The organism is Serratia sp. NA_13, from assembly GCF_052691735.1.
In genome coordinates this window covers 90,492-107,285 of sequence record NZ_JBQZFV010000014.1, presented here as the reverse complement: position 1 = coordinate 107,285, position 16,794 = coordinate 90,492, and the positions used below count along the sequence as shown (strand labels likewise).

General features: G+C 55.0%; 13 protein-coding genes. 6 read left to right on the top strand and 7 right to left on the bottom strand.

The window, feature by feature from the left end; genetic code table 11:
- Positions 1 to 154 precede the first annotated feature (154 nt).
- The gene (gene glnA / locus ACUTSU_RS18100; RefSeq protein WP_135318559.1) at positions 155 to 1,564 is read right to left on the bottom strand and encodes a glutamate--ammonia ligase; all 1,410 of its coding nucleotides are present in this window, start codon (positions 1,562 to 1,564) and stop codon (positions 155 to 157) included.
- Between the two features lie 370 nt (positions 1,565 to 1,934).
- Here glnA and typA point away from each other — a divergent pair, with 370 nt between their 5' ends.
- The 5 genes from typA to fabY all read left to right on the top strand — a co-directional run bounded on the left by typA (position 1,935) and on the right by fabY (position 6,857).
- Complete coding sequence (gene typA / locus ACUTSU_RS18095; protein ID WP_020837665.1) at positions 1,935 to 3,758, top strand: ribosome-dependent GTPase TypA; 1,824 nt, start codon at positions 1,935 to 1,937, stop codon at positions 3,756 to 3,758.
- A 163-nt stretch (positions 3,759 to 3,921) separates the two neighbouring features.
- Entirely contained in the window at positions 3,922 to 4,512 is a 591-nt protein-coding gene (gene yihX / locus ACUTSU_RS18090) for a glucose-1-phosphatase (protein WP_445654522.1), read from the top strand.
- Positions 4,513 to 4,561: 49 nt separating this feature from the next.
- Entirely contained in the window at positions 4,562 to 5,452 is an 891-nt protein-coding gene (locus ACUTSU_RS18085; protein ID WP_445654521.1) for a virulence factor BrkB family protein, read from the top strand.
- Positions 5,449 to 5,886 carry a D-aminoacyl-tRNA deacylase gene (dtd, locus tag ACUTSU_RS18080; protein ID WP_445654520.1) on the top strand — a complete coding sequence of 146 codons (438 nt, stop codon included), beginning with the start codon at positions 5,449 to 5,451 and terminating at the stop codon, positions 5,884 to 5,886. The genes ACUTSU_RS18085 and dtd overlap by 4 nt, the downstream gene beginning before the upstream one ends.
- A gap of 23 nt (positions 5,887 to 5,909) precedes the next feature.
- Positions 5,910 to 6,857 carry a fatty acid biosynthesis protein FabY gene (gene fabY / locus ACUTSU_RS18075; RefSeq protein ID WP_261433315.1) on the top strand — a complete coding sequence of 316 codons (948 nt, stop codon included), beginning with the start codon at positions 5,910 to 5,912 and terminating at the stop codon, positions 6,855 to 6,857.
- Positions 6,858 to 6,894: 37 nt separating this feature from the next.
- Here fabY and ACUTSU_RS18070 read toward each other — a convergent pair whose 3' ends face one another.
- Together ACUTSU_RS18070 and ACUTSU_RS18065 are read right to left on the bottom strand one after the other, a co-directional pair.
- Positions 6,895 to 8,556 (bottom strand): AsmA family protein, encoded by a 1,662-nt coding sequence (locus ACUTSU_RS18070; RefSeq protein WP_445654519.1) that lies wholly within the window; start codon positions 8,554 to 8,556, stop codon positions 6,895 to 6,897.
- Between the two features lie 129 nt (positions 8,557 to 8,685).
- On the bottom strand, positions 8,686 to 10,086 hold the full coding sequence (locus tag ACUTSU_RS18065; protein WP_445654518.1) for a nucleobase:cation symporter-2 family protein: 1,401 nt from the start codon (positions 10,084 to 10,086) through the stop codon (positions 8,686 to 8,688).
- A gap of 242 nt (positions 10,087 to 10,328) precedes the next feature.
- On the opposite strand from ACUTSU_RS18065, the gene gltS reads away from it, so the two are divergent.
- Complete coding sequence (gene gltS, locus ACUTSU_RS18060; protein WP_445654517.1) at positions 10,329 to 11,540, top strand: sodium/glutamate symporter; 1,212 nt, start codon at positions 10,329 to 10,331, stop codon at positions 11,538 to 11,540.
- Between the two features lie 59 nt (positions 11,541 to 11,599).
- Here the strand turns inward: gltS and recG are convergent, their stop codons facing one another.
- The 4 genes from recG to rpoZ are packed head-to-tail and all read right to left on the bottom strand — an operon-like array spanning position 11,600 to position 16,785.
- Positions 11,600 to 13,681, bottom strand: coding sequence for an ATP-dependent DNA helicase RecG (gene recG, locus ACUTSU_RS18055; RefSeq protein WP_445654516.1), 2,082 nt, complete (start codon positions 13,679 to 13,681; stop codon positions 11,600 to 11,602).
- Positions 13,678 to 14,373, bottom strand: coding sequence for a tRNA (guanosine(18)-2'-O)-methyltransferase TrmH (gene trmH, locus ACUTSU_RS18050; RefSeq protein ID WP_445654515.1), 696 nt, complete (start codon positions 14,371 to 14,373; stop codon positions 13,678 to 13,680). The genes recG and trmH overlap by 4 nt, the downstream gene beginning before the upstream one ends.
- A 5-nt stretch (positions 14,374 to 14,378) precedes the next feature.
- Positions 14,379 to 16,490 (bottom strand): bifunctional GTP diphosphokinase/guanosine-3',5'-bis pyrophosphate 3'-pyrophosphohydrolase, encoded by a 2,112-nt coding sequence (gene spoT / locus ACUTSU_RS18045; RefSeq protein ID WP_153858506.1) that lies wholly within the window; start codon positions 16,488 to 16,490, stop codon positions 14,379 to 14,381.
- A 19-nt stretch (positions 16,491 to 16,509) separates the two neighbouring features.
- Positions 16,510 to 16,785 (bottom strand): DNA-directed RNA polymerase subunit omega, encoded by a 276-nt coding sequence (gene rpoZ, locus ACUTSU_RS18040; protein ID WP_004953385.1) that lies wholly within the window; start codon positions 16,783 to 16,785, stop codon positions 16,510 to 16,512.
- Positions 16,786 to 16,794 lie beyond the last annotated feature (9 nt).

Sequence of the window (16,794 nt, the reverse complement as noted above, 5' to 3'; positions counted from 1 at the left end):
TTATCCTACTCCATCCGCCATGCGTGCGGTACGGAATAGTTTTGCAGAAAATACGGTGGAGAAAAAAACCCATCCGAAGATGGGCAGAAAGTTTCCACGGCAACAAAAAAAGACAACTAAATCTGAGCGCCGTCCACAGACGGCGCCGTAAAGCTTAAACGCTGTAGTACAGTTCGAACTCAACCGGGTGCGGCGTCATGCGCACGCGGTCCATCTCTTCTTTACGCAGATCGATGTAAGCGTCAATCGCGTCGTCGGTGAATACGCCACCACGGGTCAGGAACTCGCGGTCTTCGCTCAGTGCAGCCAGCGCTTCATCCAGAGAGCCTGCAACTTTTGGAATTTCAGCTTCTTCTTCTGGTGGCAGGTCATACAGGTTTTTGTCCATGGCATCGCCAGGGTGGATTTTGTTAATCACACCGTCCAGGCCTGCCATCAGCAGAGCCGCGAAGCACAGGTATGGGTTCGCCGCTGGATCCGGGAAACGGGCTTCGATACGGCGCGCTTTCGGGCTGGCTACCACTGGGATACGGATGGAAGCAGAACGGTTACGGGCTGAGTAAGCCAGCATTACCGGTGCTTCGTAACCTGGGACCAGACGCTTGTAAGAGTTGGTGGTTGGGTTGGCCAGGGCGTTGATCGCTTTGGCGTGCTTGATGATGCCGCCGATGTAGAACAGGGCAGTTTCAGACAGGCCGCCGTATTTGTCGCCGGCGAACAGGTTAGTCCCGTTCTTGGACAGTGACATGTGGCAGTGCATACCGGAGCCGTTATCACCGAACATAGGTTTCGGCATGAAGGTCGCAGTTTTACCAAATGCGTGAGCCACGTTGTGAACCACGTATTTGTAGATTTGGATTTCGTCGGCTTTCTTGGTCATGGTGTTGAAGCGGGTTGCCACTTCGTTCTGACCTGCGGTTGCCACTTCGTGGTGGTGCGCTTCAACCACCAGGCCCATTTCTTCCATGGTCAAACACATGGTAGAACGGATGTCCTGTGACGAGTCGACCGGAGGAACCGGGAAGTAGCCGCCTTTGACTGCCGGACGGTGGCCTTTGTTGCCGCCATCGTATTGGGTGCCGGAGTTCCATGCGCCTTCGATATCGTCGATAGCTACGTGGGAACCACGGATGCTGCTGCCGAAACGAATATCATCGAACAGGAAGAATTCTGGTTCAGGCCCGAACAGCACGGTGTCCGCGATGCCGGAAGAACGCAGGAAGTCTTCTGCACGCTTGGAGATTGAACGTGGGTCACGGTCGTAGCCTTGCATGGTGCCTGGCTCGAGGATGTCGCAGCGAATAATCAGCGTGGATTCTTCGAAGAACGGATCCAATACCGCCGTGCTGGCGTCTGGCATCAGCACCATGTCAGATTCGTTGATGCCCTTCCAACCACCGATCGAGGAACCGTCAAACATTTTACCTTCTTCGAAGAAGTCGGCATTTACCTGATGAGAAGGGATGGTAACGTGCTGTTCCTTACCCTTGGTGTCAGTGAAACGCAGGTCTACGAATTTCACTTCATGCTCATTCAGCATCGTCAAAACGTGTTCAGCGGACATACTTAACTCTCCCGGATTTGTCATTGTCTTCGTCGTGGAACGAATCTGTGGAACTGGCTTTTTTTGTCTTGAAAAGACTAAAGCGAAAACTGTGCCAACTTTGCGAAAGCGCTTTAATCGCCTTTCTGCGCGGCTTTTGCACAGATTCAGTATGCACCATTAGTGACTATTTGCACCTAAATGGTGCAAACAATGGATGGTTGGGCACTATAGTGGTGCAAAAGTGCACCGGGTGCTGCTTTTTGCACCGTGAAAGGGATCACATACTGACCTGTACACAGTTGTTTATAAGAGACTGTTGTGATCTTGTTTAGTCCCTCGCTTAATACGTGTACAATAGCGCGCTATTTCTAATGCCTGAGGCAAAGCTGTGATCGAAAATTTGCGTAACATCGCCATTATTGCCCACGTTGACCATGGTAAGACCACCCTGGTTGACAAGCTGCTGCAACAATCCGGTACTTTCGGAGAGCGTGTAGAAGCCACCGAACGCGTAATGGACTCCAACGATTTGGAGAAAGAGCGTGGGATTACCATCCTCGCTAAAAACACCGCCATTAATTGGAAAGACTACCGCATCAACATCGTGGATACCCCAGGACACGCCGACTTCGGCGGTGAGGTTGAGCGTGTGATGTCAATGGTTGACTCGGTGCTGCTGGTTGTGGATGCAATGGATGGCCCAATGCCGCAAACCCGCTTTGTGACCAAAAAAGCTTTTGCTAATGGTCTGAAGCCGATCGTGGTAATCAACAAGGTTGACCGTCCGGGCGCACGTCCTGATTGGGTTGTTGATCAGGTCTTCGACCTGTTCGTTAACCTCGACGCGACCGACGAGCAACTCGACTTCCCAATCATCTATGCTTCTGCATTGATGGGGATCGCGGGTACTGACCACAATGAGATGGCGGAAGACATGACCCCGCTGTATCAAGCGATCGTAGACCACGTGTCTGCACCGCAGGTTGAGCTCGAAGCGCCATTCCAGATGCAAATCTCCCAGTTGGACTACAACAACTACCTGGGCGTGATCGGTATCGGCCGTATCAAGCGCGGTAAAGTGAAGCCAAACCAGCAGGTCACCATCATCGATAGCGAAGGTAAAACTCGCAACGGTAAAGTGGGCAAAGTGCTGGGCCACATGGGTCTGGAGCGTATCGAGTCTACCCTGGCTGAAGCGGGCGACATCATCGCTATCACTGGTCTGGGCGAGCTGAACATTTCCGACACCATCTGTGACACCTCTGCAGTGGAAGCACTGCCGGCGCTGTCTGTAGATGAGCCGACCGTAACCATGTTCTTCAACGTCAACACCTCACCTTTCTGCGGTAAAGAAGGTAAGTTTGTGACTTCGCGTCAAATCCTTGAGCGTCTGAACAAGGAACTGGTGCACAACGTGGCACTGCGCGTTGAAGAAACTGAAGATGCTGATGCATTCCGCGTATCTGGCCGTGGTGAACTTCACCTGTCGGTTCTGATCGAAAACATGCGTCGTGAAGGTTTCGAACTGGCGGTATCCCGTCCGAAAGTAATCTTCCGTGAAATCGATGGTCGTAAACAAGAGCCGTTCGAAAACGTGACCTTGGACATCGAAGAACAGCACCAGGGTTCCGTCATGCAAGCCATGGGTGAGCGTAAAGCTGACCTGAAAAACATGGATCCAGACGGTAAAGGCCGTGTGCGTCTCGACTACGTGATCCCAAGCCGCGGCTTGATTGGCTTCCGTAACGAGTTCATGACCATGACTTCCGGTACCGGTCTGCTGTACTCCACTTTCAGCCACTACGACGACGTGCGTCCGGGTGAAGTTGGCCAGCGCCAGAACGGCGTGCTGATCTCTAACGGCCAGGGTAAAGCGGTAGCGTTCGCCCTGTTCGGTCTGCAAGATCGCGGCAAGCTGTTCCTGGGTCACGGTGCGGAAGTGTATGAAGGCCAGATCATCGGTATTCACTCACGTTCCAACGACCTGACCGTGAACTGCCTGACCGGTAAGAAGCTGACCAACATGCGTGCTTCCGGTACTGACGAAGCCACTACCCTGGTTCCGGCTATCAAAATGACCCTGGAGCAAGCTCTGGAATTCATCGATGATGACGAACTGGTAGAAGTCACGCCAACCTCGATCCGTATCCGTAAGCGTCACCTGACGGAAAACGATCGTAAGCGTGCAAGCCGCGGTCCTAAAGAAGCTTAATCGCCGATTTAGTCTGCAACACTTAGGGCGCGCCAGCGCCCTGAGTTTTTTCCTCTGTCTTTTCTCATTTCTGCCGCGTGCTATACGCTTTTCCATCCGCTCTCTATTCAGCCTCTGCTTTTCCCGCTACAGTAAAATCTCACCGGCCCATCAGGAGAGGACTATGCTGTATATCTTTGATTTAGGTAATGTGATCGTCGATATCGATTTCAAACGTGTACTGGGTGTATGGAGCAGTTTGAGCGGTACGCCATTGGCGGTCTTGTCCGAACGTTTTGCTATGGGCGAATTGTTTCAGCAGCACGAGCGCGGTGAAATCAGCGATGAAGACTTTGCCGAAGGGTTGAGTGCCGAAATGGGGATTGCCCTCAGTTTCGAGCAGTTCGCTACCGGTTGGCAGGCGGTGTTTGTCGCCCTGCGTCCAGAAGTGATCGATATCATGAAGCGCCTGCGCAGCGAAGGTCACCGGGTGGTGGTGTTATCGAACACCAACCGCTTGCACTGCAATTACTGGCCGCAGCACTACCCGCAGGTGGCCGAAGCCGCCGATCATCTGTACCTGTCTCAGGACATCGGTATGCGCAAACCGGACGCCAACATCTTTCAGCACGTGTTAAGCGCAGAAAATACGCCTCCCGAGCAGGCGGTATTTTTTGATGACGTGGCGGCTAATGTGACCGCGGCTGAGGTGCTGGGTATTAAAGGGGTGCACGTGACCGATCGTGACGTGGTGCCGGCTTATTTTGCCCAATGACTGCGAAGGGTTAAGCTTAAGGCGTACAAACTGACATCAAGGAGTGGCTATGTCATTTTTCCGCCGCAAGAAGCTGCCCGCTTCGATAAAACCCAGCGTCACCTTTTTACGACTGCTGATTAAACGCGTCGACAGCGATGGCCTGACCATGTTGGCGGGCCACCTGGCCTACGTCTCACTGCTGTCACTGGTACCTCTGGTGACCGTGGTGTTTGCGTTGTTTGCCGCATTCCCGATGTTCTCCGACATCAGCGTCCAACTGAAGAGCTTTATCTTTTCCAACTTCATGCCTGCCGCCGGCAATGTGATCCAGAGTTATCTGGAGCAGTTTGTCGCCAACTCCAACAAGATGACTGCCGTCGGCACTTGCGGGTTGATTGTCACCGCGCTGCTGTTGATCTCCTCGGTCGATAGCGTGCTGAATACCATCTGGCGCAGTAAGAACAAGCGCCCGATTGTGTTTTCTTTCGCGGTGTACTGGATGGTACTGACCCTGGGGCCGCTGTTGGTGGGGGCCAGTATGGCGATCAGCTCCTATCTGCTGTCACTGAACTGGTTGGCGCAGACTGGCGTCAACAGCCTGGTCGATCAGGTACTGCGTATTTTCCCGCTGATTCTGTCGTGGATATCGTTCTGGCTGCTGTATTGCATCGTGCCGACGGTTAGGGTGCCACCCAAGGATGCGTTGATTGGCGCGCTGGTGGCCGGTTTGCTATTTGAGCTGGGCAAGAAGGGGTTTGCGCTGTATGTCACCATGTTCCCGTCTTATCAGCTGATTTACGGTGTGTTGGCGGTGATCCCCATTTTATTCCTTTGGGTCTACTGGAGCTGGTGTATCGTGTTACTCGGCGCAGAAATCACGGTGACCATTGGGGAATACCGCGACTACCGACAGCAAAAGGCACAACAACAGGAACAGTCATCAGAAGGGCAGTTATGATTGCGTTAATTCAACGGGTATTAAATGCCAGCGTCATGGTGGAAGGCCAGACGGTAGGCAACATAGGCCCCGGTTTGTTAGTGTTATTGGGCGTGGAGCAGGACGATAACGAACAGAAGGCCGAGCGCCTGTGTGAGCGCGTATTGGGCTACCGCATCTTTGGCGATGAGAACGACAAGATGAATCTCAATGTCCAACAGGCAGGGGGAAGCCTGCTGGTGGTCTCGCAGTTCACGCTGGTGGCCGATACGCAAAAAGGCATGCGTCCGAGCTTCTCACGCGGTGCGCAACCTTTGGTCGCCGATCGGTTATACCAATATTTTGTTGGCCAGTGCCGCGAGCGCGGCGTAGAAACCCAAACCGGCGAATTCGCCGCGGACATGAAAGTCGCGTTGGTGAACGATGGGCCGGTGACGTTTTGGCTGCAGGTTTAAGTATTTTCAAAGAGAAGGCGTCTATGTATCACCTACGAGTACCGGTAACAGAACAAGAACTGAAGGATTATTACCAGTTCCGCTGGGAAATGCTGCGCAAGCCGCTGCACCAGCCGGTGGGGTCGGAAAAGGATGCCTATGACGCCATGGCGCATCACCAAATGGTGGTGGACGAGGCCGGAAAAATTGTCGCGATTGGGCGGCTGTATATCAATGCCGACAACGAGGCAGCGATTCGCTTTCTGGCAGTAGACCCGACGGTTCAGGACAAAGGTCTGGGGACGTTAGTGGCCATGACCCTGGAGTCCGTGGCGCGCCAGGAAAGCGTGAAGCGTGTAGTGTGTAGCGCCCGTGAAGATGCAGTGGATTTCTTTGCCAAACTGGGCTTTGTCAATCAGGGTGAGATCACTGCGCCGCAAACTACGCCGATTCGTCACTTCCTGATGATAAAGCCCGTGGCGACGCTGGACGACATTCTGCATCGCCCTGACTGGTGTGGCCAGCTGCAGCAGGCCTGGTACGATCATATTCCACTCAGTGAGAAGATGGGCGTGCGCATTAGCCAATACACTGGCCAACGCTTTGTCACCACCATGCCGGAGATAGGCAACCAGAATCCGCACCATACGCTGTTCGCCGGTAGCCTGTTCTCGTTGGCCACCTTGACTGCCTGGGGGCTGATCTGGCTGTTGCTGCGTGAACGCCATCTGGGCGGCACCATTATTCTGGCGGATGCCCATATCCGTTACAGCAAACCGATCACCGGTCGGCCGCGAGCGGTTGCGGATCTGAGTTCGTTGAGCGGTGACTTGGCGCGTCTGGCGCGTGGTCGTCGTGCGCGAGTGCAGGCGGAAGTACATCTGTTCGGTGACGATGACAGAGGGGCGGTGTTTGAAGGCACTTATATGGTGCTGCCCGCCGAGCCGGAAGTGCCTCTGGACCAGGGCGGTTGCGAGGCGATCGAAGGTTGATACTGAGGCCCTCTGTGCTGAGAGGGCCACTTCACATTCAAGGCAGTTGTTGCTCCAACGTTTGTCCCGTCTTGCTGGTGGCCTGTAACCGGCCTTGCAAAGAAGACTTAAACGGCCCATCGCTGCTTAGCAAGCCCTTCAACTGTAATTGCAGGTTGCCGTCACCTTCCAGTGGCACCGGCTGCCACCCCCATTGTTGTAGCGTGTTCACCGGTACCGAGCGCCCGTTCAGCAATAGCGTGAAGGGTTTGCCCGGCAGTTGCTCAACGGTGGCTTTGGCCTCCAACAACCCCTGCGGCATAAAGGCACTGAGATCGGTGACGTTGATTTGGCCATCATTGGCATTCAGCGCCAGTGATGGCCGACGTACGTCGATCTTGTTGAAAGTCGCTTCGCTACCGTTGAGATTCAGCGTGCCGGACCAGATGCCCCATTGGTGGCCGCGCGCCAGCAGCAGGTTACTGCCGTAGCCGTCCAGCGCGGTTATCTGGAACGGGAAGGCCGGGTTGATATCGATGATCAGGTTGCGGTTGGTGGTCAGTTTGTTGACGTACACCTCCGCCAACCAGTGCGGTAATTGTCGCAACCACAGCCCACGCCAGTCGCTTGGCAAGGTGTATTCCAACGCGGCGACCGCTACCTCATCGAGTTGCAGTCGGTTGTTGGCGCGCAGCCAGTTGCCGGAGGTGCGCAACAGTCCACCTTCCCAACGGGTGGTGAACTGTTGAATAGCGATACCTGCAGACGAGAGCCGCATATTCATGATCGGATCAATCAGGTGGAGGCTGCCGTTGATCAGATCGCTGGCATTGAAGTTCAGCGAACCGTCCGGAGTGCTCCAGTCGCCCTGCTGGAAGGTGACATTTTGCAGCGACAGATCAAGATCGTTGAATGCCCACTCTTTACCTTCCAGCCGCGCATCGATCAGATCAAAACGTTTGAGCGTGATCGATGGCAGGGCGGTAAAGCGCTGCCAGAACTGTTCCAGCGTGAGTGGAGTTTGCAGGCGTACGCCGCTTAGCCGCAGGCGCTCTACCTGCCAACTGCCATCGGCGGCGCGGGTCGCCACGCCAGTCAAATCACCTTGCGCCAGATCGGCTCCGAAGTTGCTGAGCAGCAACTGGTTTTGTTTGAGTTCGCCCTGTACCAATATCTGAGAAGCGGGGATGCCATTTAGCGTCATGGAACCGGCGCTGAACTGGAACTGATGGCTTTCACCCAATGGATAACCGGTTTTCGGTTGCCATGGCGTAATACCGGCATTGACCTGTTGCGCATTAAGCTGCCAGGTTTCATCGTTGGATTGCAGCGCCATATTGCTCAGTTGCAGTACATCGGCCTGAATCGGCAATACAGCATTTTGCTGTGAGAGCTTAAGCGTACCTTCGCGTAGCGTTACGCTGTGGAAATAACGCGGTTCGGTAAGTTGGCGCAGACTGAGGCCGAGATCCAGTCGCTTGGCGACCAGCGAAGGTGGCTGATTCTTTGTCGCTAGTTTAACGTCTTCCAAGCTGATTTGACCCGGTTGGCCCCACGAGTGCGAGATCTTGGCCACCGACAGGCGATATTCACTGTTATCGCTGACCCAGCGGCTCAAGTAGCCCGCGGCCCAACGGGTTTGCCCAATGACGTACAGCAGCGCAATGGCAAGCACAACCAACAGCAGCAACGTCAGCAACAGTTTCCCGATAAATTTCATCGTCTACATCCGCGTCGGTCAAAAAAGATACCCTGTTTATGCCGTAATTGGCCGGGCATCTCAAGAGCAATGGTCTGATAGGCAATAAAAAACGGCCGCGAGCGGCCGTTTAATCATCGGTGCGGCCGATTATGGCTTTTCGTGTTCGTGCGGGAACACCAGGTTCAGCACGATAGCGGTGATACCACCGGCAGCAATACCTGAGGAGAGCAGGGTTTTCAGCCAGTCCGGCGCGAACTGCAGGATCAGCGGCTGCTGGGAAACGCCCATACCCACCGCCAGTGACAGCGCCATGATCATGATTGCACGGCGATTCAGTCGTTCACGAGACACGATACGTACGCCAGATGCGGCGATGGTGCCAAACATCACCAGAGTGGCTCCGCCCAGGACCGGCTCGGGAATATGTTGCACGAAACCGGCGACTGCCGGGAACAGCCCCAGCGCGATCAGCATCAGAGCCACCACGAAACCGACATAGCGGCTGGCGACGCCGGTCAGTTGGATCACGCCATTGTTCTGACCAAAACAGGAGTTGGGGAAGGTGTTAAATACTGCCGAGAGCATCGAGTTCAGGCCATTGGCCAGCACACCGCCCTTCAGGCGCTTCATATACAGCGGGCCGCTGACCGGCTGCTCTGACACGTCCGAGGTGGCGGTGATATCGCCGATGGTTTCCAGTGAGGTGACCATAAAGATCAGCATCAGCGGCAGTAACAGGTTCCAGTCAAAGCCCAGACCGTAATACAGCGGTGTCGGGATAATGATAGCTGCCGTTTCGGTAACCGGCTGGCTTTCCGGCAACATACCCATGGCCCAGGCCAGTAAATAGCCGACCGCCATGGCGATCACCAGCGAGGCAACGCGCAGGTAGGGGTTGCGCTGACGGTTAAGCAGAATGATGACCAATAATACCGCGCCGGCCAGCAGCAGGTTTTTGGGGGCGCCGAAGCTGCCCCCGTTCATCGCGGCATAGCCGCCGCCGATGGAGGTCAGTCCGACCTGGATCAGTGATAAACCGATAATCATCACCACAATGCCGGAGACCAGCGGGGTAATAATGCGCCGTGCCAGATGCAGCACTCGTGATAACAGGATTTCGGTGCAGGAGGCGACCATTAGCGTGCCAAACAGCGCTGCCATCATGGTGGGAACATCGGCCCCGCCGTTTTTCAGCGCCAGACCACCCATAATCAACGGCGAGACAAAGTTAAAGCTGGTTCCCTGAATGGACAGCAGGCCAGAACCGACCGGTCCCCAGGTTTTAATTTGTAGTATAGAGGCCAGACCGGAGGCAAACAGCGACATGCTGATAATGTGCTGAGTATCTTGTGCCGGTAAACCTAACGCCTGACAAATCAACAGCGCTGGGGTGATCACCGCAACAAACATTGCCAACAGGTGCTGACCGGCGGCAAACAGCGTTTGCGGCAGAGGTGGTCGGTCTTCCAGGCGATAAATCAGCTCACTGTTACGGGGTGTGGCAGAGGTTTTTTGCGCGGCATCGAGCTCGGCAGATGGCATGGTCATGGTGTGGCATTCCCAGAAACGGCAAAGCAGGCATTTTAATGATTTGCCTCACAAAAGCAAACGGTTGCGCGTTAAAGTTATGTTAGTATAATCGCCGGTTATGTCGCATTTTCATTCATTTTTTCTTGTGTTATCAGCGTTTTTTACTTCTAATCCTGTACTCATCGAGTTTTAAAAACTAAGCGGTTTTCTATAACTTATTATTTTTTAATTGGATCTTTCCCCTTACATGGAGTACCTGGATGTTCCATCTTGATACTTATGGCACGTTAGTCGCGGCAACATTGGTTTTGCTCCTCGGGGGCAAATGTGTCACCAGCATTCCCTTGTTGAGAAAATATACTATCCCCGCCCCTGTCGCCGGTGGTTTGCTGGTGGCGCTCCTGTTGTTAGCCCTGAAAAAGCTGGTTAACTGGGAAATCAGCTTCGATATGTCGCTGAAAGACCCGTTGATGCTGGCCTTCTTTGCCACCATCGGTCTGAATGCCAACCTAGCGCGATTGCGTGCGGGCGGCAAGGCATTAATGGTGTTCCTGTTTGTGGTGCTGGGCCTGTTGCTGGTGCAGAACGCCATCGGCATCGGCATGGCAAAAATGCTGGGTCTGGATCCGCTGATGGGTCTGATTGCCGGCTCCATTACCTTGTCCGGTGGCCATGGCACCGGCGCGGCCTGGAGCAAGCTGTTTATCGAACGCTACGGGTTTGAAAACGCCACGGAAGTGGCGATGGCTTGTGCTACCTTCGGGCTGGTACTGGGTGGCCTGATCGGCGGCCCGGTTGCGCGTTATCTGGTGAAACATTCGTCCACGCCGGAAGGCACGCCGGATGACAGCGTCCAGCCAAGCGGTTTTGAAAAGCCGGAGAGCGGTCGTTTGATCACCTCGCTGGTCATGATTGAAACCATTGCCATGATCGCCATCTGTCTGAGCTTGGGTCAGTTGATTACCGGTTTACTGAGTGGCACGGTGTTTGAACTGCCAAACTTCGTCTGCGTGCTGTTTGTTGGTGTGATCCTCAGCAACACCCTGGCCTTCACCGGCTTTTATACCGTGTTTGAACGCGCAGTATCGGTGTTGGGAAATGTCAGCCTGTCGCTGTTCCTGGCGATGGCGCTGATGAGCCTGCGGTTGTGGGAACTGGCTTCGCTGGCCTTGCCGATGCTGGCGATTCTGGCGGTGCAAACGCTGGTGATGGCGCTGTACGCGATTTTCGTCACCTACCGGGTGATGGGCAAAAATTACGATGCGGCGGTTCTGGCAGCTGGTCACTGTGGCTTCGGCATGGGCGCGACGCCAACGGCGATCGCCAATATGCAGGCAATTACCGATCGCTTCGGCCCATCGCACCTGGCGTTTCTGGTGGTGCCGATGGTGGGGGCGTTCTTTATTGATATTGCCAACGCGATTGTGATTAAGCTGTATCTGCTGTTGCCGGTGTTCCCGGCGATAGGTTGATTAGCGGATTGCAATAAATCAGAAGGGCGCCGATTGGCGCCCTTAGTTTTGGCAGGGAATCAGGCGTTAGAGTAACGCGCTTTTTCCGGTAACCAGCGTTCAATCAACGCGTGGGCATGTTGCGGATACTGCTGATGGATATGACGAGCGACGCGTTGTACTTCCGGGATCATCGCCTGATCGCGTAGCAAATCGGCTACTTTGAACTCGGCGCTGCCGGTTTGGCGTGTGCCAAGCAGCTCCCCGGGGCCACGGATCTCCAGATCCTGCTGGGCAATGACGAAGCCGTCATTGCTGTCACGCAGCACCTGCAGCCGCTTCTGCGCGGTTTTGCTCAGTGGCGTTTTGTACAACAACACGCAATGTGACGCCACGGCACCACGGCCCACGCGGCCACGCAGCTGATGCAGCTGTGCCAGCCCCAACCGCTCCGGGTTTTCGATGATCATCAGGCTGGCATTCGGCACGTCGACACCGACTTCGATCACCGTCGTTGCCACCAACAGCTGGAGTTCGCCTTGTTTAAAGGCTTGCATCACTGCCTGCTTCTCTTGCGCTTTCATTCGGCCATGTATCAGCGCGACTTTCAGCTCCGGCAGCGCGGTTTTCAGTTCTTCCCAGGTGGCTTCTGCGGCCTGGGCTTCGAGTAGTTCAGACTCTTCGATCAACGTACAAACCCAATACGCTTGCCGGCCTTCTTCCAGACAAGCGCTTTTCACCCGCTGGATTATATCGGCGCGCCGAGTATCGGGTATAGCGACGGTAGTGACCGGGGTTCTGCCTGGGGGCAGCTCGTCGATCACCGAAGTGTCGAGATCGGCATAGGCGGTCATTGCCAGCGTGCGTGGGATGGGCGTGGCGGTCATGATCAACTGATGGGCATGGAAGCCTTGCTCCTCCCCCTTTTCCCACAGTGCCAGCCGCTGGTGGACGCCAAAACGGTGCTGTTCGTCGATGATCACCAGTGCCAGGCCGGAAAATTTTACCTGTTCCTGGAAAATGGCGTGTGTACCGACCACCATGGAAACCTGACCACTGGCAATCGCCTCTTGTTGTGCGAGACGCGCCTTGCCTTTTTGCTTGCCGGCCAGCCAGCCGACTTCCAATCCCAGCGGTTCAAACCACTGGCGGAAATTGTTGGCATGCTGTTCGGCCAGCAGTTCCGTGGGTGCCATCAATGCCACCTGCTTGCCGTGGGCGATGGCGCGTAGCGCGGCCAGTGCGGCCACCAGAGTTTTACCGGAGCCGACGTCGCCCTGTACCAGACGCATCATTGGGAAGCCTTTTTGCATATCGGCTTCAATATCTGCCACCACGCGGTCTTGCGCGCCGGTCGGTGTAAAGGGTAACTGGGTGAGAAATTGTGTTTTAAGCCGATCATCCGGCATCAGAGGCAGTGCCTGATAGCTCTGAGCGCCGGCGCGTACCGCCAACATACTGAGGTTATGCGCTAACAGCTCTTCCATGATCAGTCGTTTTTGCGCCGGGTGTTTGCCCTGTTCCAAATCAACCAACTGGATATCCGGCGGCGGGCGGTGCAGGGTATGCAGAGCCTGTGGCAGACTCATCAAACCACCGCTCAGCTCCGGCGGCAACAGCTCGGTGATGGCGCAGGTATCCAACAGTTCCAGAGCCTGATCGGTCAGCTTGCGCAGCGTAGCCTGCCGAATACCTTCAGTCGTTGGGTAGACCGGGGTCAGTGACTCTTGCAGCTCAATCTCGCTGCTTTCTCCCTGAATGCGGTATTCCGGGTGAATAATTTCTGCGCCGTGATTGCCGCGTTTGACTTCACCATACGCGGTTACGCGACGGCCGGTTGCCAGACTGTTTTTCATCGCCGCATTGAAGTTGAAGAAGCGCATGGTGAGCAGGCCGGTACTGTCACTGATCTGGCAGGTCAGCATACGTCGACGGCCAAAACTGATGTCCGTACGCAGTACTTCACCTTCCACCGTGGCAAAAATACCCGGTTGCAGGTCGTTTATTGGATAGAGGCGGGTCCGGTCTTCATAGCGCAGTGGTAGGTGCAGCAACAAGTCCTGAATGGTTTCCAGGCCAATTTTGACCAGTTTCCCCGCCTGGCTGGCACCCACGCCGGAAAGTGTGGTGAGTGGGATAGCATCCAGCAGGCGGCCTTTCATTTGCGTACCGTCGCTTGCATGGCTGCCCACCATTCGGCATCGGCGACCACCTGACCCTGTTCATCAATGTGCGGACGCGGCAGTCTTTTACGTTTGGCCACGTTGGCCAGCACCGGATAACCGCCTTCAAACAGCAGGCGCTGTTGTTCTTCTTGGTCGAGCATGCTGTGCTCACGGCGATAAAGACCGGCATTTTGCCGCTGGCGTTGTGCTTCGTACAGGATCAATGCTGAGGCGACCGACACGTTGAGTGACTGCACCATACCGATCATTGGAATGATGATGTCCTGATCGGCAAGCCGCAGTGCTTCTTCGGTAATACCGGTTTTTTCCTGGCCCAGAAGCACGCAGGTCGGGCGGGTGTAATCCACCTCGCGGAAGTCTACTGCGCGCGCGGAGAGGTTGGTTGCCAGGATCTGCATACCCTGAGCTTTCAAATGGGTCACGGCGTCGACAATGGTGGGATGGGTTTTGACATTCACCCAACTGTTGCTGCCGGCAGCGGAGGAAACCAGGGTGCGCATGCGTGGGGTGGGCCACACGGCATGCACCTGATGCACGCCGACGGCGTCGGCGGTGCGGATAATGGCGGAGACGTTATGCGGTTTGTGAACCTGTTCCAGGCAGACGGTTAAATCCGGCTGCCGGGTGGCCAGCATTTCACAAATCCGCGCATAGCGTTCAGGGCTCATAAGCGCTAATTTCGGTTACGGTTAACTTTAATCACATCCGGCATGATACGGATTTTACGCATTATATTTGCCAGATGGATGCGATCGCGGGTGGTCAAACGGATAAATGCACTATAAACCCGGCCGTCTTTTTCTTCGGTATTCAGGCTTTGAATATTGGACTCAGCGGCATTGATGGCTGCCGTCAGGTTGGCCAACGCCCCCTGATGATTAAACATGTCCACTTTGATCTCTGCGATGAATTCCTGCTCGATGTCTTGATCCCACTCTACCGCCATGAATTTTTCAGGTTCTTTCTGGTAGCCGCGGATATTTCGGCAGGACTCATGGTGGATCACCAGCCCTTTGCCTGGGCTGACGTGGGCGATGATCGGATCGCCTGGAATAGGTCGACAGCACTTGGCGAAGGTGATCAGCACGCCGTCTGAGCCCTTGATCGCCAGATTACGAACCCCAGAGGACGTCCCCAGATTAGACTGGTCACCCTGCAGGTTTTTCGCTACTACCACGCTCATGGCATTGCCCAGGCCAATTTCAGCCAGCAGGTCGTCCAGCGTCGCCAGTTTCATGCGATCCAACTCGTGTTGGATATTTTCTGCTGGAACCTCTGCCAGTTTGCGGCTGCCGCCCAACGCATGATTTAACAAGCGACGGCCAAGGCCAACTGAATCATCGCGTTTGAGGTTTTTCAGCATCTGGCGGATTTTGGCGCGAGCTTTTGAGCTGACGACAAAGTTCAGCCAGGCGGCGTTAGGTCGTGCCCCCGGAGCCGTGATGATTTCGACAGTTTGCCCGCTGGTCAATGACTGTGACAGTGGGTATGGCTGACGATCAACACGTGCGCCAACACAGGCGTGGCCGATATCGGTGTGCACCGCGTAGGCGAAGTCGACCGGCGTTGCGCCCGCAGGCAATTCAACAATGCGGCCTTCCGGGGTGAAAACGTAAATCTCATCCGGGAACAGATCGGATTTAACGCTCTCGATAAATTCAAACGAACTGCCGGCGCTCTGTTGTAGCTCCAGCAAGCTCTGCATCCAGCGCTGAGCGCGAATTTGTGCGGTGGTGCCGGTTTCACCCTGTTCTTTTTCTTTATAAGCCCAGTGCGCGGCGACCCCCATTTCGGCCATCTGATCCATATCTTCGGTACGGATTTGCACCTCAACTGGTACGCCGTGTGGGCCGATCAGTGATGTGTGCAACGATTGATAGCCGTTGGCCTTTGGAATGGCGATATAGTCTTTGACCCTGCCCGGACGCGGTTTGTACAGGCTGTGAGCCTGGCCCAGTACGCGGTAGCAGGTGTCGACTTCCTTCACGATCACCCGGAACGCGTAGATATCCATAATCGAATGGAAACGCTGTTCTTTCAGGTGCATCTTGAGGTAGATGGAATACAGATGTTTTTCCCGCCCGCTGACGCGGCAGGGGATGCCGGCCTCGGTCAGTCGCCCTTCGATCTCGGAGAGAATCTTCTGGATCATCTCTTTACGGTTACCGCGTGCGGCTTTCACCACTTCTTTGATTACGCGATAACGGTTCGGGTACAACGCCTCAAAGCCCAGCTCTTCCAGCTCGGTTTTCAGGTGGTGAATACCCAGACGATGGGCAAGGGGGCTGTAGATTTCCAGGGTTTCACGCGCGATACGCCGCCGCTTGTCAGGACGCAGCGAACCGAGGGTGCGCATGTTGTGCGTACGGTCGGCCAGCTTGATCAGCACGACGCGGATATCCTGCACCATCGCCATGATCATCTTGCGGAAGTTTTCCGCCTGAGCTTCTTTTTTATCCTGGAACTTCAGCTTGTCGAGCTTGGATACGCCTTCAACCAGTTCGGCAACGCTTTTGCCGAATAGCTGTTCCATATCCTGGTAGGTGGCCGGGGTATCTTCGATGACGTCGTGCAGCAGTGCTGCCATTAGCGTCTCATGATCAAGACGCATTTCCGCCAGAATGCAGGCCACGGCAACCGGGTGAGTAATGTAGGGCTCACCACTGGAGCGTGTCTGTCCCTCGTGAGCATCACGTGCAACGAGGTATGCCTGTTTGAGGCGCTTAATCTGCTCCTCAGGCAGGTAACGTTGAATCAGCAGATTCAGGCTTTCAAACAGGTACAAAGGCTGACTCGCAGTCTAATTAACGACGACCTTCAGCAATGGCGGTAACCGCTTGAATCTCTGCGGCTTCCTGCTCTTGCTGCTCCTGACGATCACGAACATCGAGGATTTGGCTGGTGATCAGGCCTTCTTCGATTTCGCGCAGCGCGATAACGGTGTACTTGTCGTTTTCTTCCGGAACAAGTGCATCTTTACCGCCAGTCTGGATTTGACGTGCCCGACGAGCAGCGACCAACACCAGGTCAAAACGGTTACCAATTTTCTCTACAGCGTCTTGAACAGTTACGCGTGCCATATTTGTGCT